The sequence below is a fragment of the Caballeronia sp. ATUFL_F2_KS9A genome (genome assembly GCF_023630765.1).
GTDB lineage: Bacteria > Pseudomonadota > Gammaproteobacteria > Burkholderiales > Burkholderiaceae > Caballeronia > Caballeronia zhejiangensis.
Map to the genome: position 1 here is coordinate 60704 of NZ_JALQEK010000056.1, position 21718 is coordinate 82421.

Here is a 21718-nt window from a genome sequence, read left to right on the forward strand (position 1 = left end):
GTGTCGTTTCGTCTGTCGTGGATGGATTCAACTGGGAAATTCGCCGCGTGCGAAGTCGTCGTCGAGCGCGATGGACTCGGCGATTTCATCGACCGTGACCGGCTTGATCGGCGCGCGGATGCGGTAGTAACCGACATCGGCGACCGCGCGCTCCTGCACCTGTGCGATCAGTTCGCCGACCGTCGTGCCGCACCATCGGCCCTGACACGGGCCCATGCCGCAGCGTGAGAATGCCTTCATCTGATTGGGTCCCTGGCAGCCCAACGCCGCGATCGCGCGAATCTCGCCCGCGGTGACTTCCTCGCACCGGCACACGATTACGTCGTCGGCGGGACGGCGCAGCGCGGCGGGCGGCGCGTAGAGCGCATCGAGCAGCGGACGCACGGCGAGATGGCGTTTCATCGCAAGCCGCGCAGGACGGCTGCGTGCATCGCGGGCTGGCGCATCGAGCGCGCCGAGTTCGCGCGCGATATCGAGCGCCGCAAGCGTGCCCGCGTGCGCGGCGGCCTTCGCCCCGCCGATGCCCGCGCCATCGCCCGCGATCCACACGTTCTTCACGCTGCTGCGCCCGCGCGCATCGGTGCGAGGCCGCCAGCAGGCCGACGGCGCATCCCATTCGTGCTCGCAAGCGAGCGCGCGCGACAGTTGCGTCGACGGAATCACGCCCTGATGCAGCAGCACGAGCGACGTGCCGATCGATCGGGACGCGCCTTGTTCATCGACGAAACGCACGCGTTCGGCCCGTCCTTCGCCTTCGATCGAAAAAGCGCCAGCACGGCGATGCACCGGGATGCCCGCGCGCTTGACCGCGCGCATCATGCGCAGACCCTTGAGCAGATAGTCGGCGCCGGCGAGTGCGGGGAGCGCATGAGGCAGCGCGGCGCGCCAGGCATCGCGCGGTGTCGTGTCGATGATGGCCCGCACACGGCGTCCCGCATTCAGCAATTGCGATGCGAACAGCCACAAGAGCGGTCCGCAGCCGGCGAGCACGGCGTCTTGCGAGGGCGCCAATCCGGACGACTTCAGCAGCGTCTGCGCCGCGCCGACGCCCATCACGCCCGGCAAGGTCCAGCCGCGCACGGGCCACGGACGCTCCTGCGCGCCGGTCGCGACGAGCACCGCGCGCGCCGAAACGTCGAGCGTGCCGCCGGGCTCGCCGTCGTGCGCGCGGCGCGTGAGCATGGCGACGGCGCGGCCGTTTCCGGACTCGATCTGCCATACGACGCAGCGCGCGAGATGGGTCGCGCCGCTGGCCTCGAAAGCGTCGATCAGCGCGCGTCCGGCGAGATAGTCGTCGCCGAGCACGGATGCATCCGCGAGCGGAGACCGCGACGCGTTGCGATAGATCTGTCCGCCGGGCGCTTCGCCTTCGTCCGCGACTAACACCTCGAGGCCCGCGCGGCGCGCGACGATCGCCGCCGACATGCCCGCAGGCCCGGCGCCGATGATCAGCAGATCGCACTTCGACTGTGCCGGATGCCGTGTCATGCGAGTCTCGCCTTGCCGGGCATCGGACGCACACGCATGCCTTCGCGCACGCGCGTCATGCACGCCTGCACGTTCGGCACGCCGTCGATTTCGACCAGACAGTCGAAGCACACGCCCATCATGCAGAACGGTCCGCGCGGTGCGCCGCTGACCGGCGTGTTCCGGCACGCCAGCGTGCCGCTTTCCAGCAGCGCCGCCGCGACCGTGTAATGCGTCGGCACCTGCCGATGCGCGCCGTCGATGTCGATGCACACCAGCGGCGTCGACAGCGTGGCGAGGGATTCGAAGTGCGTGGGCATGTCTAATTCGAAAAGCGCGTGGCGACGAAAGGATGAAGAATCGCGGGCCGTGCGCCGCCCGCGATCCACGGTGCGATGACGTCCGCGTGCGCGGCGGCGAGCGTCACGCCGCTATGACAAATGGCGAGGAACGCGCCGGGATGCGCCGCCGATTCCTCGTAGACCGGCAGTCCGTCCGGCGTCATGATGCGCAACGCGCCCCATGCCCGCACGATGCGCGCATGCGCGAGTGCCGGAAACGCGGTGCGTGCGCGCCGGGCGATATCGGCCATGACGGCGCGTGTCTGGCCGTCGTCGAAGCCGACCTGCTCGGCGGAGTCGCCGAGGAGCACGGAGCCTTCGCGCGTCTGCCGCACGACCAGCGTCGGATAGTCGAGAAACGGCGCGAGCCGCTCGGTCACCATGATCTGACCGCGCAGAGGCGTGATCGGCGCGTTCATGCCGACCATCGGCGCGAGGCGCTTGTTGTCGAGACCCGCGGCGAGCACGACGCGTCCGGCTTGCAGCATGCCGTGCGTCGTGTCGATCTCGAAGCGGCCCGCGCGAGGGCGAATCTCGCGCACCTCGCTATGCGGAAGATACGTGCCGCCGTGCGACGCAAAGGCCTGCTGCATGGCGCGCAGCGTGTAGAGCGGGCTCGCGTGGCCATCGTGCGGCGAATAGAGCGCGCCCGCAAGTTCGTCCGATGCCGAAGGCACACGCGCCTTGAGCGCGTCGATGTCGAGCACTTCGTAGTCGAGCGATGCGTCCTGCGCATGAATCGATTGGAGCAGCTGCCGGCCGGATTCGAGCTGCTCGGCCGTCTCGCACAACTCTATGCCGCCGGGCCGTTCGAATCCGGCGTCGATGCCCGTTTCGCGCTTCAATTGCGCGGCGAAAGCGCTCCAGCGCTCCGACGACTCGCGCGACCATTGCGCATACGGCAGGCATCGTCCGCCTTTGCCCTGCACCCAGACAAGGCCGAAATTGCCGCGCGCCGCGCGATGCGCGGAGTCGGCTCCGTCGCACACGGCAACGCGCTGGCCCGCACGCGCGAGCCCGTAGGCGATCGCCATGCCGACGAGTCCGCCGCCCGCGACCACGAGATCGAACCGGCGGCATGTGTTATGGGCGAGATCGACGTGCATGAATTGCGCTTTGTGCCTGCATTGATGTATCGAGACGCAACTTTCGGCGGCTAAAAAACGCCCGTCAAATGCCGAATGATCGGTCATCTATAATTCAATGTTATGGAAATGTCCGAGCTCAAAATCCGGCAGATCGAAGCGTTTCGCGCGGTCATGCTTCGACACACCGTCACGCGCGCCGCCGAGTCGCTGCATATCTCGCAGCCCGCGGTGAGCCGTCTTATCGCCGATCTCGAAAGCCGCGTCGGCTTCGTGCTGTTCGAACGGCAGCAGGGGAGGCTTGCGCCCACGGCCGAAGCGCGCGTGCTGTTCGAGGAAGTGGAGCGCGCGTTCGTCGGACTGGACCGGATCACGCAGGCGGCCCACCAGATTCGCGCGATGCGACGCGGTTCGCTGCGCGTGGCAGGGTCGCCCGCCGTCGCGCTCGATCTGCTGCCGGCGGTGATCGCGCGTTTCGTCGAGCAGCATCCGGGCATCGACGTGAGTCTGCTCGCGCACAGTGCGACGACGGTGGTCGACAAGGTTGCATCCGGCCAGTGCGACGTGGGCCTGACCGCCGAGGCTATCCCGCATCCGGCCGTGAAGAGCGAGCGGCTTCCGAACGCGGTGATGCGATGTATCGTGCCGCGCGGGCATCGCCTGGCGCGCCGTGCATCGTTGAGTCCCGACGACCTGCGCGGCGAGCCCTTCGTTTCGTTTCCGCACAGCTTCGACGCCCGCGCCGCGATCGACCGCGTCTTCGTGGAAGCGGGCGTGACACGCAATCTCGTGATCGAGGCGCAGTTATCGCAAGCGATCGTGGCGCTGGTCGCCAATCGAGCGGGAGTCGCGCTCATCGACCCGGTGACGGCGGCCTACGCACGGCAACGTGTGGCGGTGAAGCGTTTCGCGCCTGCCGTGCACGATCATTTTTATATCGTGACGAATGCCTCCCGGCCCGTTCCCGTTGTGGCCGACGCGTTTTGCGACGCCGTGCGGGAGGCCTTCGGACGGGTTGTTGCTGAGGTCTGACTTCATGCGGAACTCGCCCCGGTTTCATCCGTGATGGATGTCGAGGCCAGCGCACGCTCGTCACCGTGCAGCGACTGCCGCATCAGCCGCCAAGACGTCCGTAGCGAATCGAAACGTCAAGAATCTTAACGGTCCGCCGTTCCAACGTCTTGCAAAATCGCCCGAAGCCCCGCCCGACGGGGCTTCGGCCCATATGGCCCGGACCTTGCCTTATTGGCGGCTACACAACCCGGAGCCGCACATGATCGAACGAGGCCGAGCCGCCACGCTCACCCACACCGTCACATCCGCGGATCTCGCATCCGCCCACGCGCGCGACGCGGACGAGCGCTACCCCGACGTGCTGTCCACGCCCGCGCTCCTGTCGCTGATCGAGCGCGCTTCTGCCGATGTGCTGCGCGACGCCATCGGCGACGGGCAACTGTCCGTCGGCGTGACGACGCATCTCAACCATCTCGCGCCGACGCCGCTCGGCGCCGAAGTATCCGCGACCGCGACCTTCCGCGACATCGACGGCGCGCTGTACTGGTTCGACATCGTCGCCACCGATGCGGGCGGGCCGATCGGCACCGCGAGCCACGCGCGGGCGATCGTCGAGCGGTCCGCGATCGAAGCACGCGCCGCCAAACGCCGCCGCGCCGAATAACGCCAACACGACAAAGGACCACACATGAACGTAGCAGTTCACTCGCCGGCGCACGGCGTCTACTTCGACGAAGCGTTCGAGACGCTCCCGCTCGACGAAGTGCGGCGTCATCAGGATGCGTTATGGGCGTCTCACTGGCCGTATCTGCGCGCGATGTCCGCGTTCTATCGCACGAAGCTCGAGCGCTGGGCCGGCCGCGACGACATCACGCTCGACACGCTGCAGGACATGCCCTTCACCGAGAAGGACGACTTGCGCGTAAGCCAGGAGAACGCGTCGCCGTATGGCGATTACGTCGCGTGCACGGAGAGCGGCATCGCGCGGCTGCATCGTACGTCGGGGACGACGGGACGGCCGCTGATCCTCGCCAACAGCGCGCGCGATGCCGCGGATATCGCCCGCGTCGGCGCGCGCTCGATGTGGGCGGCGGGACTGCGCCCGGAGCATCGCGTCGTGCACTGCCTCAACTACTGCATGTGGACGGGCGGCTTCACCGATCACACGATTCTCGAAGCCGCCGGCGCGACCGTCGTGCCGTTCGGCGTCGGCAACACGCGGCTTCTGATCGATTCGATCCTGAATCTCGGCATCGACGCGATTTCGTGCACGCCGTCTTATCCGGCGCTGATCGAGCAGGTGCTGCACGAGACCGGCGGCCCCGCGCCGCGCGATCTCGGGCTGAAGCTCGGGCTTTTCGGCGGCGAGGCCGGTCTCGACAATCCGGAGTTGCGCGCCGCGATGGAGGAGAAGTGGGGCTTCGCGGTGCGCAATGCGAACTTCGGCCTTTCGGAAGTGCTGAGCATTCTCGGCGGGCAAACGGACTGGACGACCGATCTGCTGTATCACGCGGCGGACGTGGTGTTCGCCGAGATCATCGATCCGCACACGCTCGCGCGTCTGCCGATCGAAGCCGGCACGACGGGCGAACTCGTCTGCACGCATCTGCGCAAGCAGTGCCAGCCGCTCGTGCGTTATCGCACGCGCGACGTCGTCACGGTGACGGCCACCGACGCCGGCCCCGATGGCCGCAGCGCCTGGCGCTTTCGCGTGACGGGCCGCACCGACGACATGTTCAACGTGCGTGGCGTCAACGTGTTCCCGGGCGCGGTGCGGCTCGCGGTCGAGGCGTTGCCGCAATGGGCGTCGGGCATGTTTCGCATCGTGCTGAAAGGGCCGGGGCCATACGACCGCATCGCGATGACGGTCGAGGCCGCGAACGGCTTGCCCGTCGCACGCTGGAACGATGCCGCCGCGCGCATCGAGGCGGCCGTGCGCGAACGCATCGGCGCGAGCGCGGCTGTGACCATCGTCCCGTTCGAGCACTTTCCGCGCACCGAAGGCAAGACACGCTGGATCGACAGGGAGCCCGCATGAGCTACGTCAGGACACGCACGGAAGGACCGCTTCGGGTGGTGACGCTCGACCGCCCGGAGCGCATGAACGCGATCGGCGGCGCGCTGCTCGACGATCTGCACGAGGCGCTGCAAGAAGCGAACGACGACGCCTCGTGCCGCGTCATCGTGCTGACGGGCGCGGGCCGCGCGTTCTGCGCGGGCGACGATCTCAAGGAGTTCGGCGAGCAGAGCGCGACTGACGCAAGCATTCGTCTGCATATCGAGCGCATTCAGCGCATCACGCGCGATCTGATGTTCAACGCGAAGCCCGTCGTCGGCGCGGTGCATGGCTTTGCCGTCGGCGGCGGCTTCGAATGGATGCTCAATTGCGACATGGTCGTGGCGTCCGACGATCTCGTCGCGTTCTTTCCGGAGATGGCGTGGGGCCAGTTCGTCACGGGCGGCGTCACGCATTTGCTGCCGCAGGCGCTCGGCTATCAACGCGCAATGGAATTGTGGCTGCTCGGCGAGCGGCAAAGCGCGCAATCGCTGATGTCGATGGGACTCGTCAATCGCGTCGTGCCACGCGACGCCATGCTCGATACGTCGATCGCGCTGGCCTCGCGCATCGCGGAGCAATCGCCGGGATCCATCGCGCGGCTGAAGCGCCTCGTCACCACGCAATTGAGCGAATCGCTCGCACGGAGTCTCGAACTCGAGTTCGACGCGACGATCGACGCCTTCGCCGATCCCGACGCCGCCGAACGCGTCAAGCAGTTCGCCACGAGGAAGGAGCGCGCGCAATGAACCCCAAAGCCCTGACGTTCGATTACTTCGGCACGCTCGTCGATGTGGATCGCGGCGGCACGCTCGGCATCGCGGAAGTGTTGCGGCGTCTGTCGATCGAGACCGGCGACGCGATGTTCGACATCTATCTCGACTGGGATATTCGCAATGTGCGGCTGTATCGCGGGCAGGCGTATGCGCGTTACCGCGACGTGGCGGGCGAGGCGCTCGCCGCCGTGCTCGATGCGCGCTGGCCCGGCGCGCGCAAGGGCCACGCGCTGGACGAGCTGACCGACCTGTTTCTCGCGCATCTCGTCGAGGCGTCGCCCGCGCATGAGGACGCCGAGCCGTTTCTCGACTGGGCGGCGTCGCGCTATCCGCTGATGCCGATCACCAACATGGACAGCGACCTGTGGCGGCGCACGCAGCTCACCCGCTACTTCGAGCATGTGACGACGGCCGAGATGGCGCAGGCGTACAAGCCGTCCGAGGCGATCTTCAGGCTGGCGCTCGACCGCCTCGCGCTGCCGGCGCATGACGTGTTGCACTGCTCGCTCGCGAGCTGGGCCGACATCGACGGCGCGAAGCCGCTCGGCATGGCGGTCGCATGGATCAATCGCGGCGCGGACACGCTCGGCGCGTGGCAGCCGCGCCCGGATTTCGAGTTCGACACCTTGTCGCCGGTACGGGACCTTCTTGAGAATCTGACACTCACTGCGACGGGAGAACCACGATGAAACCGATGAAGACGGCAATCACGTTCATTGCATGCGCGGCGATGCTATGCGGCGCGGCGCATGCGCAGGAAGTCGTGAAGATCGGCGTGGCCGGCCCGCTGACCGGCAGTGCGGCGTCGAGCGGCAAGGACGACGAGCGGGGCGTGCGGCTCGCCATCGACGAATTGAACGCGAAGGGCTTCGCAATCGCCGGCAAGCCGGTGAAATTCGAGCTGATTTCGATGGACGATCAGGGCGATCCGAAGGTCGGCGTGAACGTCGCTCAGAAGCTCGTCGACGATGGCGTGTCGGCGGTCATCGGCCATTACAACTCGGGCGTGAGCATTCCGGCGGCGCGCATTTACAACGACGCCAAAGTCGTGATGATGACGGGCGCCTCTTCGAACCCGGATCTCACGCATCTCGGCTATCCGTACGTGTTCCGCCTCGCCACCAACGACAACGTGATGGGCGGGCGCATGGCGGTCTATGCGTCGAAGGTGCTGGGCGCGCAACGCGCCGCCGTCATCGACGACCGCACCGCCTACGGCACGGGCGTCGCGGACGTGTTCATCAAGACAGCGCAGAAGGAAGGCTTGCAGATCGTCGCGCGCGAGTACAGCACCGACAAGGCGACCGACTTCAAGGCCATTCTCACGCAGATCAAATCGCGCAATCCGCAGGTCGTGTTCTACGGCGGCTATTACGCGCAGGCCGCGACGCTCGCGCGGCAAATGAGCGAGCTCGGCCTGAGCGCGACGCTCGTCGGCGGCGACGGCATCTGTTCGCCCGAATTCGACAAGCTCTCGGCGGGCGTCGCGGACAAGCGCATGTTCTGCGCGCAAGGCGGCGCGCCGCTCGACACGCTGCCCGAGGGCAAGACCTTCCGCGCGAAGTTCAGGAATGCGTTCAGCGCCGATGTCGATACCTACGCGCCCGCGTTCTATGCGGCGACGCTCGTCGTCGCGGATGCGATGCGCAAGGCGGGATCGGCGAAACCGGAGGTATTCGTGAAGGCGCTGCGCGATCAGTCGTTCGACAGCATTCTGGGCCCCGTCAAGTTCGATTCCAACGGCGACTGGATCGATGCGCCTGTCACGGTGTACCGGCTGAACAGCGGGGCGCTCACGGCGATCGCACAGAAGGACTGAGCGCGCGATGCCGCGATGCGCGGGGCGGCGGGATTTTGTCCTGTTACATTCGAAGCCGTTGACCCACCGCATCGCAGGTAGATATGGCCACCGTCGCGCTCGATCCCAGCATCGCCACACTCGAGAGCGCGCTCGCGTCGCCCAGATGGCGCGATGCGCGCCGCCTGGCCGCGCGCGAGGCCGGCGCGTGCATCTTCACGCTCGATCGCAGTGGCCATGTGCTCGAACCGCTCGCGCACATTGGCGACGCCGCGCTCGATGCCTTCCTCGCGCGCTGTCCTTCGGCGGGGCTCGCCGCGCTCGCCGAAGCCGCCACCGTTTCATCGGACGGCCGCTGCGTGACGCTGGCGCTGCAGGACGCCGATGCATCGATCGCGCAGGCGTTCGCGCTGCGTGTCGATGCGCATGGCCGCCGGGTTTTTCTCGTCGCGTTGCGCTGGCGGAAGGCGGCGGATGAAGCGGCGAATGAAGCGACGAATGAAGCGACCCCCGCGCCCTGGATCACGCTGCTCGGCGCGACGCTCGACGTGCTGCTGCAAAGCGCGTTCGACCTGGCCGCCTACGACACGCTCGTTGAGGAACAGCGCGCGATCATCGATCATATCGGCGATGGGCTGATGGTCATCGGACAGGGCCAAGTGTTGCGCCACGTCAATTCGGTCGCGGGACGCATTCTGGGCATCGATCCGCGGACGAGCATCGGCAAGACGCTCAACGAAGTGATCGATTTCGAGCCGATCGTCGGGCCGATCTATCGGACAGGTGTGGGTTACGTCGATCGCGAGCTCATCATCGATTCGCCCGCGCGCCACTTGCACCTGCTCGATACCGCTATCCCGATCAAGAATCGTTGCGGCGAAGTCGTGTCGGTGGTGAACACGTTTCGCGAGATGCGGCGCGTGCGCAAGATGGCGGGGCGCTACGCGGGCAATCACGCGCGCTTTACCTTCGACAACGTGATCGGCTCCAACGCGGGCCTCAAGCGCGCGGTCGATGCAGCGAAGAAGGCGGCGCGCGGCGCGTCGAACGTGTTGTTGTCCGGCGAAAGCGGCGTCGGCAAGGAAGTGTTCGCGCAGGCGATCCACAATGCGAGCGCGCGCGCCGCGCTGCCGTTCATCGCGATCAATTGCGCGGCGCTGCCCCATGCGCTGATCGAAAGCGAGCTCTTCGGCCACGCGCCCGGCAGCTTTACCGGGGCGGCGCGGGAAGGCCGTCCGGGCAAGTTCGAATCGGCGGACGGCGGCACGGTGTTCCTCGACGAAATCTCGGAGTTGCCCATCGACGTGCAGGCGAAACTCTTGCGCGTGCTGCAGGAGCGCGAAGTCACGCGCATCGGCGACACGCGCGGCATTCCCGTCGACGTGCGCATCATCTGCGCGAGCAATCGCGATCTCGCTTCGATGGTGCTCGCGAAGACGTTTCGCGAGGATCTGTACTATCGCTGCAACGTCATCGAGATTATGATCGCGCCGCTGCGCGAGCGTCGCGAGGACATTCGCGCGATGGCCGCGTTCTTCCTCGATCGATATTGCGCGCGCATGCGCAAGCCGAGGCCCGAGATCGCGGAGCGGGCACTGCGGCAACTCGAAGCGCATGACTGGCCGGGCAATGTGCGCGAAATCGAGAATCTCGTCGAGAAGATCGTCAACTTCAACGAAGGCGAGCCTGTCGCGGATGTATCGGCGTTTTTGGGCGGCGCATCGGTTTCGCCGGCGCGCGATGGGTCGGCCGAGCATCATGGCGAGCCGGTGTCGCTGAAGGAGGCGGAGCGCCTCGCCATCGAAAGTGCGTTGAAGGCGTGCCACCTCAATGTGACGCATTGCGCGAAGCTCCTGCAAGTGTCGAAGCCCGCGCTCTACGCAAAGATGAAGCGGCACGGCATTCGCGTCGAACGGTCGATTCGTCAACTGGACTGAGCGAGCGGGCTTTTCACGGCAATCAAATGGTGCGCTGCGATTGCCCCTCTGCCAGATCGGCCGCGAAGTCGCGATAGGCGTGCAGGGGACGGCCCAAAATGCCGACAAGGCGCTCGGCATCGCCGAGTTCGGGCACCATCCCGTCGCTGACGTAACGCTCGGCCATCAGGCGCATCTCGTACGCCATCCACTTTGGCATGAAGCTCGCCAGATTCTGCTCGAAGCCAGTCGGGTCGTCGCCACCGTAGCCAACGGGACGACCGAGCACGTCGGTCCAGATGGCGGCGAGTTGGGGGCCGGTCAGCGTGTCAGGCCCGACAAGGTTGATGACCTCCAGTGGAAGGTGAGCGGCCGCCTCGTCCCGACGGATCAGTTCGAGGGCCGCGACCTCCGCAATGTCGCGGGTGTTCACCATTGCGACGCCCTTCGTTCCGATAGGCATCGGGTAGACGCCGTGCTCGATGACCACGTCCTTGATCATCAGTTCGTTATCCATGAAGTACGCGGGCCGCAGGATAGTGGCGCTGAAGCCCATCGCCTCGATCATATGCTCCGCACCGGACTTGACGGCGAAATGCGGCACATTGACGAAGCGCTCTGCGTGCATCACCGACAGATACACGACGCGTTCGACGCCGGACTCGCGGGCGATATTCAGCGCGATCAGCGCCTGCGTGAATTCATCGCCCGAGACCGCGTTGAGCAAGAACAATGTGCGCACGCCGGCGAACGCGCGGCGAAGTGAGTCGATGTCGAGCATTTCGCCCTGCACGACACTCACGGCGCTGGGAAAGTCGGCCTTCGACGGATCCCGCACGAGTACGCGCACGTCGGCATTGCGACGCACGAGCTGGTCGACGACCTGGCGGCCGACACGGCCGGTGGCGCCGGTAACGAGAATAGTCATGGTGTTGCTCCTTGAGCGTGGTTGGGATGGCTCAAAGGTACGTGATCCAAATCTGGTCCGGAAGATGCTATAAAGAGACGACGTGTCTCACCAATGGAACGCTGGAATAGCGCGAATGGATCTTCTTGCACTTGCTGATTTCAACCTCGTCGCTCGTTACGGAAGCTTCGGCGAGGCGGCTCGCGCCGCGGGTCGTCCGAAGGCGACGCTTTCGCGAAGGGTGAGCGAACTCGAAAGCGACCTTCAAATCCGGCTTCTCGAACGGGGACCGCGAGGCGTAAAGCTCACGCAGGAAGGACTGGCACTCTATGAGCGCACCGGTGCGCTTCTCGCCGAGCTCAGCGCCAGTGCCGCAGCGATAGCATCGAGCAGCGAGCAGCCTCGCGGCCGCTTGCGAATCAGCGCACCCGCGCTTTTCTCGCAAATCGCCATGGGAAAACTGGTCGCCTCGTTCGCGCTGAAGTGGCCGGAGGTTCGATTGGAAGTCACGACGGAAGATCGCCCGGTCGACATGATCGAAGAAGGTTATGACCTGGTTATACGGGTCAACCCGGCTCCCGACGAGAATCTGGTTGGACGGATCATCCTGCACGACCGGCTCGTCGTCGTGGCGAAGCCCGGACTGGAGCCGCCCGAGGGAAAAGCGCGCGTGCCGGCAGTCATCCGTGGAGCGGCCGATCAAACGTCGTTCTGGGATGTCACCGGCGCCGAGGGGAGAAAGCGCATATTCGTCGAGCCATTCGCCAGACTGTCATCGCTCGTCATGGTGCGCGACACGGTCCGGCTTGGCGTTGGGATCGCGTGCCTGCCGCTGTCGCTCGTCAGCCGCGATATCGCCGCCGGTCGACTTTCACAGTGGGGCCAGCTGGACGGGTCCGACATCGCGCTGTGGGCGCTTTACCCTTCAAGGCGCTTTCTGAGCGCGCGCGTGTCCGCTTTCCTGAATCACCTCAAAGCATCGTTTCCCTCCGGCGCTCCGGAGGAATTGGCGGCGTTGATCGACGGGTAGGAGCGTCAGCCGATGCGCTGATACGAGGGTCTCGCCGTTGCGTTCGTCTTCGAGCCGGCCGCAACAAGCTGCGCTGCGGTGAATCGCGCTCGGACGCTTCGCCCTCAAGCCTTTGCCCACGCTGCCGATAACAAACGCATGGTGGCGTCAGCGACGCAAGTGGATGATTATCGGTGCCGGACGACGGCGCGGCAGGATAGGAGTATGTCGGGGTTGCCCAACACATCGCGGGAGATTACGGAAGGCGCAACGATCGGCGTGGCTATCGTGGGCCGCGATGCGCGCGGCGGTCTGATCGTCAGCACCTGCAACGACGCGTTCATGCGCATGACGGACGCCTCGCGAGCGGACACGCCCGCACTTCCCCTCGCGGTCGATGCCATGATGCCGGCCGAGGCGCATCCGATCCTCATCGAAAAGTTGAAGGCGTGCTTCGACGGCCAGACGCACACGCATCGATTCATCGACGGCGCGCGTTCGTGGCGTCTCACGCTCGAACCGCTCAGGGGGCCGGGCGCGCTTGAAGCCGTGCACGAAGTCATGATTTCGTGCATCGACGATACGCCGAAGAAGCCGCTCCCGCGCGAAGTCGAATTCGACGCGTCGCGCTTTCGCGCGGTCGTGGACTCGGCGTACGACGCGATCGTGAGCATCGACGAGCGGCACGAGATCACGCTGTTCAATCGGGCCGCCGAAAATCTGTTCGGCTACACATCGGCAGAAGCGCTCGGGAGGCGCATCGAGATGTTGCTGCCGGAGCGCGCGCGTGCGCATCACGCGGACAACGTGCGGCAGTTCGCGAATTCGCCGATGACGAACCTGCGCGCGATGACCGCGCCGCGCATGGACGAAAGCAACAGCGTTTTCGGGCGGCATCGCGACGGCACCATCATTCCGGTGGAAATCGCCATCTCCAAGATCGACGTGGGCGGCGTGGTCGAGTTCACCGCGGTCATTCGCGACATCACCGAGCGCGCGCGGCTCATGGAACTGCTGAAGCAACAGGCCGTCACCGATGCGCTCACCGGTCTGCCGAACCGACGCGAGTTCATCGACTTCGTCGAAAAGCTGCTCGCGACCGACGAGATCCTGTCCGTCTTCATTCTCGACATCGATTTCTTCAAGGCGATCAACGATAACTACGGCCACGATATCGGCGATGAAGTGCTGCGCGTGCTCGCGAATGTCGGAAAGTCGATCCCGCTCGAATCCATGCTGTTCGCGCGCTGGGGCGGCGAGGAGTTCGTCGCGGCGCTGCCGGGCGCGGACGCGAGTGCCGCGCCGCGGATCGCGGACGCCTTGCGCCAGCGTCTGGAGCGGCAGGATGTCGAGCATGTCTGGCGCGTCAAGGCGATTCCTTTCACCGTGAGCATCGGCGTGGTGACACGCGAGCCCGGCGAGCGCGACGTGGATGCGCTCATGCGCCGCGCGGACCGGGCGTTGTATCACGCGAAGGCGGCGGGGCGTAACCGTGTAGAGGTCAGATGAACGCGGGCAGAAGCCCGGCCTGCACGAAGCGCGGGACCGCGCTCAATCCGTGAACAACGCCTTGCGGATGATCGCGTGCACGCCCCAGTTGCCATCGACGACTTGCGTGACGCCGAAGTCCACCGCCACCGACATCAGCGAGATGGCTTCGTCTTCGGTGAGTCCCTTGGTGGACATCAGAAACCGCCGCGTCTTGATGAAGGCATCGCGCATGGCCTGATCCAGCGTGGACTTCTGATAGACCTCGCTTTGCGCGCTGGTGCCGAACTCGGCCAGATAGTCGGGATGGCTGAAGCCGTGCAGCACCCATTCATCGGCGGTTTCGACGAGCGGATACGTGAGGTCCGCGAACGACTGCGAGGCAAGCGTGTGCTTCTTGTGCAGGATCAGTTCGAAGTCGCCGGTGAGCGAGCATTCGATGGCCGTGCCGCACAACTCGGAATCGCCTTGCGACGCGTGCGGGTCGCCGATCGACAAGAGCGCCCCGGCCACGCCGACCGGCAGAAACACGCTCGCACCGGGACCGACGCGCCAGTTGTCGAGATTGCCGCCGAAGGCCGAAGGCGGAATCGAATCGATCAGACCGTTCTGCTGCGGCGCCACGCCGATCACGCCGAAGTGCGGTCGCACGGGAATGGTCACGTTCTTCAGCACGTCGTGATTCTCGACGACGCTCGCGTGATCCACCGGCACGCCCGGATAATCGATGATCGGATGCAGCACGCCGAAAGGATCGCGCTGCGGCGTCCAGCGGTAGTTGTAGACGGCGCGCGCATAGGCGCTGTCGTCGCGCGCTTCGTCCGTGTGGATCTCGTAGATGGTCACGACTTCGCGCGGCTTCGGTTCGGTGAGCAGCTCGCGATAATGAAAGCCCCACCACGCCGCGACGTTGCTGCCGAACGCGCGGCCGTGGAACTTCGGGTTCCGGCAGCGGCGAGGATGAATATCGACGATGCGCACTTCCAGGACATCGCCCGGTTCCGCGCCTGTCACCGCAATCGGCCCGGTGCAGATATGCACGCCGAAGCCTTCGCCCGCGCCGCGTCCATAGATGGAGGCGTTCATCGGGCCCGCGCCGCGACGGTCCACGTTCTTGCGTTCGGCTGTCCAGTGGAACACGCTCTCCGCGCCGGGATCGCCCGCGATCATGCGGTCCCAGTCATCCGACGCATGCTGCGTGAGCGCTTCGACCGTCACCGTATCGCCGCTCGCGACTTCGAGCACGGGCTTGAGATCGTGGCTGAAATAGCCCCAGTGCACCGTGTTCGCCGTTGCGCGCAGCAAATGATGCCGCGGCCTGCCGCCCGTCCGCGCGGGCCGCGCTTGCACGGCATCGCTTTCGTCGCGCACGGCGACGAGCGTGTCGCCCGTCTCTTCACTGCGCGCCTGCGCGATCAGACTCGCGGCGTTCACCGGCAGCCCGCGCGATAGCGAATGCACGAGATGGCGCGCGAGTTCCAGGTTCGCTTCGTGCCGGAACGTGCGCGGCGATGCGCCATAACGCTCGCGGAACACGCGGCTGAAGTGGGCCGGATCGTTGAAGCCCCAGCGAAAGCAGATGTCGGATATGGAGACTTTCTCCGAGAGCGGATCGGCCAGTTCCGCGCGGCAGCGTTCGAGGCGGCGCGAGCGCACATACGTCGAGAAACTCTGTCCGGCGAGTTCGAACAGCTTCTGCACGTAACGCGGCGACACGCGTTCGTCTTTGGCGAGCGAGGCCACGCTCAGGGTCGAATCGGCGAGATGCGTTTCGATGAAGCGGCACAGTCGCGCGAACAACGCCGACTGCGGCGGCGTCAGCCCGTTGAACGAACCTTTGCGTTCCTGTCCGGCGAGACAGGCCACGAGCATTTCGGCGAGCGCGAGTTCGGTGGGACGCAACTCCTCCGCGCTCAGCGTTTCGAGGCTTTCCACGACCGAACGCAGAAAGCCCGAGAAGATGTGGCCGATGCCCGTCGCGCCCGGCAACAAGGCCACGCGCAGCGAGAGCGGCGAAATGAGACGCGCGTTGATGGCGCTCCTGGGCGCCCGCACGATGAACGCGCGAAAGCGTCCCGCGAAAACCAGCGACGCGCTCTGGCCCGGCGCGGCATAGACGATGTCATGCGGGCTCACGCGCTCGCGCAGACCATCGGCGACGAGCGTGGCGTCGCCATCGATCAGCAGCGCGAGCATGAGACTGTCCGCGTGATCCGCGCTCATCTGCAGCGTCTGCGCGGCCGAGGCGATGGTCGTGAACTCGATCCCGCCCGCCGATACGCGCGATGTCAGCGTGCCGTGCAAACCGCGTTCGCCGCCTTCGATCTTGCCGCGCCATCCGAGACGTGCGAGCGCCGCGTTCCATTCATGCCGGCGCTCGAACTCGGGATACGACTCGGTGGTGAAGCGCGACAGGTTCAACGAAAACTCCACGATAGGCGAAGCAGCAAGCGCTTTTCAAAAGCAACCTTCGCGCCATCGCGATGCTTACGGCGGCGGGTGCATCGCGTATCGAAGACAGTGCATACATGCGCCATCGCGGCGCACGTCTGCACTTGCGCGCATCACCCGACGCGCGGCCTCATGCGTTCTTGGACGAGCGTGCACGCCAATACCAGCAGTTGTGCGCAGCCAGTCAAGTTCGCGGGATTTCGGTCGCCTACGCTCTGGGCATCGCAAGTCAATCGTCATCAGCCGTCAGGAGCGTATCGATGCAAAGGAATCTCGTGGGCCGTTTATCTCGCGCAGGACTTGGCGCGCTGTGCGCGGTGTTGTTCGCCTTCGCGGGACAGGCGCACGCCGCCGCGCCCGCCGAATGCAGCGCGTTGCAGGCGAAGTACCCGCAGTTCAAGGGCAAGACACTCACCAATGCGATCAATCCGCATACGCCGGGCTATGAAGCGCTCGACCCGAACGATCCGAGCAAGTACATCGGCTTCGATATCGATCTGGGCGAGTTGATCGCGCAATGCCTCGGCTTCACGATGGCCTACAAGCCCGTGACCTTCGCCGCGCTGCTCACGACCTTGCAGAGCGGTCAGGCCGATATCGTCATCTCCGATATCTACGCGACCGAGGAGCGCGCCAAGGCCGCCGACTTCATCACGTACTCGAAGGTGTTCGACGGCGTACTCGTCGCCAAGGGCAATCCGAAGAAGATCACCGGCATCAACACGTCGATGTGCGGCACGACCGCCGCCGAAAACACGGGCTATGTGGAAGTGCCGCTGATTCAGGCACTGGCGCCGCAATGCAAGGCGGCCGGCAAGCCCGAAGCCACCGTGCAGCTCTACGACAACAACGCCAACTGCATCCAGGCCATTCTCGCGGGCCGCGCGGATACGTACATCAACGACGTGAACACGGTCGACCAGGCGGTGAAGGCGTATCCGGACAAGCTGGAGAAAGCGACCGCCGTGACCTTGCCGTACTTCGTGGGCATCGGCGTGCCGAAGGACAAGCCCGATTTCCGCGATGCCGTGATGGCCGCGCTCGTCGCCATTCAGAAGAGCGGCGCGCAGTCCGAACTGCTGAAGAAGTGGGGCCTCGGCGTCGAGAATCTCGCGACGCCGCAACTCGTCGTTGCCAAGTAAGCGCGGAAGCATCGGCATATGGACCTGTTCCTTCACTATCTCGGCCTGCCTTATCTGCTCGACGGCATCCGCTTCACGATCACCGTCACCTTGCTCGGACTCGCGGGCGGGCTCGTGCTGGGACTCGTCCTTGCCGCCATGCAACTGAGCCGAATCGGACCGCTCGCGGCCATCGCGCGCGGCTATACGGTGATTTTTCGCGGCACGCCGCTGATTCTGCAACTCGTGTTCGCCTACGACGCCCTGCCGCATATCGGCATCAAGCTGAGCGCCATCGGCGCGGCGGGCCTCGCGCTCGCCGCGAACGAAGCGCCGTTCATCGCGGAGATATTCCGCTCCGGCGTGCTCGGCGTGGATCGCGGACAGACGCTCGCGGGGCAGGCGCTCGGCATGACGCCTTCCGTGCTGATGCGCCGGATCATCGCGCCGCAGGCCCTTCGCTCGATGATTCCCGCGCTCGGAAACGAAACCGTCAGCGCGTTGAAGAACTCTTCGCTGGCTTCGGTCATCTCGGTGGGCGAGCTGACCTTGCGCAGCACGCAGCTTGCTTCGTCGACGTTCGACTTCTTTTCGATCTTCTTTGCGTCGGGTCTCTTGTATTTGTGTCTGACGGGCGCGATCGCCGCCATTCAGCTGATGATCGAACGCGCGCTCGATCTGGACCGCGCCAGCTCGCGCGGCGGCTTCTGGGGACGACGCCGGAGCACGCCCGTATCGACGAAGCCCGCAGGCCCGACCGATCTGCCGCCGGTCTTCGTCCCGGCTCGCGTGACACCCGGCGACCGCGCACGCCGCTACGACGCGCTGTCTCGCAACGGCACCGCCGTGCAGATCAATGGCGTACACAAGCGCTACGGCGAGCAGCCGGTGCTCAATGGCTTCGATCTCGACATCCGCTCGGGCGAAGTCGTCGCGTTGCTCGGACCGAGCGGCTCGGGCAAGAGCACGCTGCTTCGCTGCATCAATCATCTGGAACAGTGGGAACAAGGCGAGATACGCGTGGGCGGACGGCGCCTGGGCTTTCGTGACGACGGGCGGCGCATGAATCCGCGCGAGCTTGCGAAGGAGCGCGCGAGTCTCGGCGTCGCCATGGTGTTCCAGCAGTTCAATCTTTTCGGCCATCTGACGGCGCGCGAGAACATTGCATTGCCGCTCGTCTGGGTGCACGGCGCGACGCTCGCCGATGCCAACCGACGCGCGGATGCCCTGCTCGAACGCGTGGGCCTCGCGCATCGCGCCGATGCGTTGCCGCGTCATCTGTCGGGCGGCCAGCAACAACGCGTGGCGATTGCGCGTGCGCTCGCGCCGAATCCGCGCGTGCTGCTGCTCGACGAGCCGACTTCCGCGCTCGATCCGGAACTCGTGGGCGAAGTGCTCGAAGTGATCCGCCGCCTCGCGCTCGACGATGGCCTGACGATGATCATTTCGACGCATCAGTTGCGCTTCGCCGATGAAGTGGCCGACCGCGTCGTGTTCCTGAGCGGCGGGCGCGTCGTGGAGGACGGACCCGCGCATCAGGTCTTGACGCGGCCGCATCATCCGTTGACGGCGCGCTTTCTCAACGTGATGGGCGCGGGGAGCACGCTCGAAACCGTGCACTGAATCGCATCGATAACACAGCCACTCGCCGAGGACGAATCAATGAAGCATTACACGCTGCCCGTTTCATCATCCACCGTGCATTGGGGATACTTCAGCAAACGGGTAGAACCGCGCCTCACGCTCAAGTCGGGCGACCGCGCCACCATCGAAACGCTGACGCATCACGCGAACGACGACCACGAGCGCATGATCGCGGGCGATCCGGGCGCGCAGAGCGTGTTCGAATGGACGCGCGAGCACAAGGCCGTTTCGCGGCGCGGCGCGGGTCCGACCGAAGGACCGTTCCGCCTCGGCGCTGGCGAAGGCGTGGGCGTGCATCTGCTCACCGGTCCGGTGGCAATCGAAGGCGCCGAACCCGGGGACGTGCTCGAAGTGCGCATCCTCGACGTCAGGCCGCGGCCGAGTTGCAGCGCGTGTCATGCGGGCAAGTGCTTCGGCTCGAACGTGGCCGCGTCGTGGGGCTTTCAGTATCACGATCTGATCGAGGAGCCGAAGCCGCGCGAAGTGGTGACCATCTTCGAACTCGATACTTCCGGCGAGCCGTATGCGCGCGCGGTCTACAACTATGTGTGGACGCCGCAGACCGACCCGGATGGCATCGTGCACGCGACGATCGATTATCCCGGCGTGCAGGTGGATCACCGGCTCGTGACGAAGCGCGAAAACATCTTGCCGGATATCCGCGTGCCGGCGCGACTGCATTTCGGCACCATGGGCGTCGCGCCCGCCGAAGCGGACTATGTCAGTTCGATTCCGCCGAGCTACACGGGCGGCAACATCGACGACTGGCGCATCGGCCGGGGCGCGACCATGTATTACCCGGTGGCGGTCGAAGGCGCGCTTTTCTCGGTGGGCGACCCGCATGCCGCGCAGGGCGACAGCGAACTGGGCGGCACCGCTATTGAAACATCCTTGACGGGGGACTTCGAATTCATCCTGCACAAGAAAGCGGATCTCGAAGGCACGCTCCTCGAAGGGCTCACGCATCCGCTGCTCGAAACGGATCAGCAATGGTCGGTGTACGGCTTCACGTTCCCCAACTATCTGGCCGAACTCGGGACGAACGCGCAAGTGGAAGTGGCGCAGCATGCGAGCCTCGACAAAGCCATGCGCGATGCCTTTCGCAAGCTGCGCCGCTTGCTGATGACGGTGCACGGCTTGAGCGAAGACGAAGCCATTGCGCTGATGTCGGTAGCGGCGGACTTCGGCGTGACGCAGGTGGTCGACGCGAATTGGGGCGTACACGGTTCGATCCGCAAGGAAGTGTTCAAGAACTACAAGAAGCGTTGATCGACGCGAATCAAGACATCGATCCATAGCCTGTCAATCCGCGCGCACGCGCGCATCGCTTGCATGACTGAAGCGAGCGGCCTGTCCATCCATCCATAACGTTCACGAAACCCTCGCCAAGGGAATGCCGGGTCGCGTCCGTTCGTATCGGCGGGCGAGAAGAGGGCATCGCCTGCACTTCGGCGATGCGCGTCGCGCACCAATGTGTTTCGTCGCCTTACGTGCGTTTTTGTCCGTCCGTGTCGCTTCGGAACAGAACGGACATGCGCTCATGCACGCCGCGCCAAGTATCGCCCGATGGCGGCCAAGCGCGGGAAATCGGAACGGAAGCCGCTAAAGGGTAGGCGTTCCTAATCGACGCACGCGAAGGATAACCCTCATGCGACCCGCCAAAGTGCCTGCCACTGTCATTACCGGTTTCCTTGGAGCCGGCAAGACCACGCTCGTGAATCACCTGCTCGAATCCACGCGGCCGATGCAGATCGGCATCGTCGTGAACGAATTCGGCGAAGTCGGTATAGACGGCCAGTTGATCGTCGCCGATGAACGCGCCGTGATCGAGATCAACAACGGCTGCGTCTGCTGCACGGTCCGCACCGATCTCGTCGCCAGCGTGCGCGACATGTTGATACGCTTCGGCGATCGCCTCGCGCGTCTCATCATCGAAACGTCGGGCCTCGCCGATCCCGCGCCGGTGCTGCAGACCTTTCTCGCCGATCCCGACGTGCGCGAGCTCGTGGAACTGGAATCGGTCGTCGCCGTGGTCGATGCAATGCACGCGCAATCCCAGCTACATGACGACATCGCGCGGGAGCAAGTGGTGTTCGCGGACCGCATCGTCATCAACAAGACCGATCTCGTTTCGACCGATGCCGTCGATGCGCTCGTCGCCGGGATTCGCCGGCTCAATCCCACTGCACGCATCGAGTACGCGCAGCGTTCGAGGATCGACGCCCATGCGCTTTTCGGCACGCGGAGCTTTTCGGTCGACAACCTGCTCGCCATCGAGCCGAATCTGCTCGACGAAGACGGCCACGATCACGAACACGACGACAGCATCGCATCGTGCGCGATCGTGGTGCCCGGCGGCATCGATGCGACGCGTTTCAACCGCTGGATCAATCAGCTCGTGCAAACGCAAGGCACACAACTTCTGCGCATGAAAGGCGTGCTCAACATGCACGACGAACCGCGACGCCTGCATTTCCATAGCGTGCATATGTTGCTCGACACCACGTTCGGCCGTGCGTGGATGCGCGACGAAACACGAGAGAGCCGTTTCGTGATGATCGGCCGCAACATCGACGCCGCGCGAATGCGCGACGGCCTTCTGAGTTGCATGAACTGAAGCCTTCATTCATTTCTTCTTCAAGGAG

The 21718-nt window shown here is 65.3% G+C and carries 18 protein-coding genes; 13 read left to right on the plus strand and 5 right to left on the minus strand.

The window, feature by feature from the left end:
• Positions 1-27 precede the first annotated feature (27 nt).
• The 3 genes from NCS67_RS31290 to NCS67_RS31300 are packed head-to-tail and all read right to left on the minus strand — an operon-like array spanning position 28 to position 2914.
• Positions 28-1488 (minus strand): NAD(P)/FAD-dependent oxidoreductase, encoded by a 1461-nt coding sequence (locus tag NCS67_RS31290; protein WP_250437885.1) that lies wholly within the window; start codon positions 1486-1488, stop codon positions 28-30.
• The gene (locus NCS67_RS31295; RefSeq protein WP_250437886.1) at positions 1485-1787 is read right to left on the minus strand and encodes a (2Fe-2S)-binding protein; all 303 of its coding nucleotides are present in this window, start codon (positions 1785-1787) and stop codon (positions 1485-1487) included. The genes NCS67_RS31290 and NCS67_RS31295 overlap by 4 nt, the downstream gene beginning before the upstream one ends.
• Positions 1788-1789: 2 nt before the next feature.
• Positions 1790-2914, minus strand: a complete 1125-nt coding sequence (locus NCS67_RS31300; RefSeq protein ID WP_250437887.1) for an NAD(P)/FAD-dependent oxidoreductase — start codon at positions 2912-2914, stop codon at positions 1790-1792.
• 102 nt (positions 2915-3016) lie between these two features.
• Here NCS67_RS31300 and NCS67_RS31305 point away from each other — a divergent pair, with 102 nt between their 5' ends.
• From NCS67_RS31305 to NCS67_RS31335, 7 genes are all read left to right on the plus strand, one after another.
• A complete protein-coding gene (locus tag NCS67_RS31305; RefSeq protein ID WP_175982147.1) occupies positions 3017-3925 on the plus strand; it encodes a LysR substrate-binding domain-containing protein in 909 nt (302 codons plus the stop codon).
• Positions 3926-4166: 241 nt separating this feature from the next.
• On the plus strand, positions 4167-4571 hold the full coding sequence (locus NCS67_RS31310) for a thioesterase family protein (RefSeq protein ID WP_008345636.1): 405 nt from the start codon (positions 4167-4169) through the stop codon (positions 4569-4571).
• A 24-nt stretch (positions 4572-4595) separates the two neighbouring features.
• Entirely contained in the window at positions 4596-5945 is a 1350-nt protein-coding gene (locus NCS67_RS31315; protein ID WP_250437888.1) for a phenylacetate--CoA ligase family protein, read from the plus strand.
• Positions 5942-6712: an enoyl-CoA hydratase/isomerase family protein gene (locus tag NCS67_RS31320; protein WP_250437889.1), complete on the plus strand. Its 771-nt coding sequence runs from the start codon at positions 5942-5944 to the stop codon at positions 6710-6712. The genes NCS67_RS31315 and NCS67_RS31320 overlap by 4 nt, the downstream gene beginning before the upstream one ends.
• Complete coding sequence (locus tag NCS67_RS31325; RefSeq protein ID WP_250437890.1) at positions 6709-7428, plus strand: HAD family hydrolase; 720 nt, start codon at positions 6709-6711, stop codon at positions 7426-7428. The genes NCS67_RS31320 and NCS67_RS31325 overlap by 4 nt, the downstream gene beginning before the upstream one ends.
• Complete coding sequence (locus NCS67_RS31330; RefSeq protein WP_008345630.1) at positions 7425-8558, plus strand: branched-chain amino acid ABC transporter substrate-binding protein; 1134 nt, start codon at positions 7425-7427, stop codon at positions 8556-8558. Before NCS67_RS31325 ends, NCS67_RS31330 begins: the two co-directional genes overlap by 4 nt.
• Positions 8559-8641: 83 nt before the next feature.
• Complete coding sequence (locus tag NCS67_RS31335) at positions 8642-10474, plus strand: sigma-54 interaction domain-containing protein (protein ID WP_250437891.1); 1833 nt, start codon at positions 8642-8644, stop codon at positions 10472-10474.
• A 22-nt stretch (positions 10475-10496) separates the two neighbouring features.
• Here NCS67_RS31335 and NCS67_RS31340 read toward each other — a convergent pair whose 3' ends face one another.
• On the minus strand, positions 10497-11381 hold the full coding sequence (locus tag NCS67_RS31340; protein WP_250437892.1) for an SDR family oxidoreductase: 885 nt from the start codon (positions 11379-11381) through the stop codon (positions 10497-10499).
• Positions 11382-11496: 115 nt separating this feature from the next.
• Here NCS67_RS31340 and NCS67_RS31345 point away from each other — a divergent pair, with 115 nt between their 5' ends.
• Positions 11497-12390 carry a LysR family transcriptional regulator gene (locus tag NCS67_RS31345; protein ID WP_250437893.1) on the plus strand — a complete coding sequence of 298 codons (894 nt, stop codon included), beginning with the start codon at positions 11497-11499 and terminating at the stop codon, positions 12388-12390.
• A gap of 204 nt (positions 12391-12594) precedes the next feature.
• Complete coding sequence (locus tag NCS67_RS31350) at positions 12595-13878, plus strand: sensor domain-containing diguanylate cyclase (RefSeq protein ID WP_250437894.1); 1284 nt, start codon at positions 12595-12597, stop codon at positions 13876-13878.
• Between the two features lie 42 nt (positions 13879-13920).
• Here the strand turns inward: NCS67_RS31350 and NCS67_RS31355 are convergent, their stop codons facing one another.
• A complete protein-coding gene (locus NCS67_RS31355; protein ID WP_008345621.1) occupies positions 13921-16278 on the minus strand; it encodes an acetamidase/formamidase family protein in 2358 nt (785 codons plus the stop codon).
• 290 nt (positions 16279-16568) lie between these two features.
• Between NCS67_RS31355 and NCS67_RS31360 the strand changes: the two genes are divergently transcribed.
• The 4 genes from NCS67_RS31360 (at position 16569) to NCS67_RS31375 (ending at position 21690) form a co-directional block, all read left to right on the plus strand.
• Positions 16569-17450 carry an ABC transporter substrate-binding protein gene (locus NCS67_RS31360; RefSeq protein WP_175982137.1) on the plus strand — a complete coding sequence of 294 codons (882 nt, stop codon included), beginning with the start codon at positions 16569-16571 and terminating at the stop codon, positions 17448-17450.
• An 18-nt stretch (positions 17451-17468) separates the two neighbouring features.
• Positions 17469-19052 carry an amino acid ABC transporter permease/ATP-binding protein gene (locus NCS67_RS31365; protein WP_250437895.1) on the plus strand — a complete coding sequence of 528 codons (1584 nt, stop codon included), beginning with the start codon at positions 17469-17471 and terminating at the stop codon, positions 19050-19052.
• 39 nt (positions 19053-19091) lie between these two features.
• Positions 19092-20342, plus strand: a complete 1251-nt coding sequence (locus NCS67_RS31370) for an acetamidase/formamidase family protein (RefSeq protein WP_008345615.1) — start codon at positions 19092-19094, stop codon at positions 20340-20342.
• A gap of 379 nt (positions 20343-20721) precedes the next feature.
• Positions 20722-21690, plus strand: coding sequence for a CobW family GTP-binding protein (locus NCS67_RS31375; RefSeq protein ID WP_250437896.1), 969 nt, complete (start codon positions 20722-20724; stop codon positions 21688-21690).
• Positions 21691-21718: the final 28 nt, after the last annotated feature.

Coding starts and splice junctions, on each gene's coding strand:
- NCS67_RS31325 (WP_250437890.1), top strand. CDS start 6,709: ATGAACCCCAAAGCCCTGACGTTCGATTACTTCGGCACGCTCGTCGAT.
- NCS67_RS31290 (WP_250437885.1), bottom strand. CDS start 1,488: ATGACACGGCATCCGGCACAGTCGAAGTGCGATCTGCTGATCATCGGC.
- NCS67_RS31330 (WP_008345630.1), top strand. CDS start 7,425: ATGAAACCGATGAAGACGGCAATCACGTTCATTGCATGCGCGGCGATG.
- NCS67_RS31305 (WP_175982147.1), top strand. CDS start 3,017: ATGGAAATGTCCGAGCTCAAAATCCGGCAGATCGAAGCGTTTCGCGCG.
- NCS67_RS31340 (WP_250437892.1), bottom strand. CDS start 11,381: ATGACTATTCTCGTTACCGGCGCCACCGGCCGTGTCGGCCGCCAGGTC.
- NCS67_RS31350 (WP_250437894.1), top strand. CDS start 12,595: ATGTCGGGGTTGCCCAACACATCGCGGGAGATTACGGAAGGCGCAACG.
- NCS67_RS31335 (WP_250437891.1), top strand. CDS start 8,642: ATGGCCACCGTCGCGCTCGATCCCAGCATCGCCACACTCGAGAGCGCG.
- NCS67_RS31360 (WP_175982137.1), top strand. CDS start 16,569: ATGCAAAGGAATCTCGTGGGCCGTTTATCTCGCGCAGGACTTGGCGCG.
- NCS67_RS31310 (WP_008345636.1), top strand. CDS start 4,167: ATGATCGAACGAGGCCGAGCCGCCACGCTCACCCACACCGTCACATCC.
- NCS67_RS31295 (WP_250437886.1), bottom strand. CDS start 1,787: ATGCCCACGCACTTCGAATCCCTCGCCACGCTGTCGACGCCGCTGGTG.
- NCS67_RS31315 (WP_250437888.1), top strand. CDS start 4,596: ATGAACGTAGCAGTTCACTCGCCGGCGCACGGCGTCTACTTCGACGAA.
- NCS67_RS31300 (WP_250437887.1), bottom strand. CDS start 2,914: ATGCACGTCGATCTCGCCCATAACACATGCCGCCGGTTCGATCTCGTG.
- NCS67_RS31345 (WP_250437893.1), top strand. CDS start 11,497: ATGGATCTTCTTGCACTTGCTGATTTCAACCTCGTCGCTCGTTACGGA.
- NCS67_RS31370 (WP_008345615.1), top strand. CDS start 19,092: ATGAAGCATTACACGCTGCCCGTTTCATCATCCACCGTGCATTGGGGA.
- NCS67_RS31375 (WP_250437896.1), top strand. CDS start 20,722: ATGCGACCCGCCAAAGTGCCTGCCACTGTCATTACCGGTTTCCTTGGA.
- NCS67_RS31365 (WP_250437895.1), top strand. CDS start 17,469: ATGGACCTGTTCCTTCACTATCTCGGCCTGCCTTATCTGCTCGACGGC.
- NCS67_RS31320 (WP_250437889.1), top strand. CDS start 5,942: ATGAGCTACGTCAGGACACGCACGGAAGGACCGCTTCGGGTGGTGACG.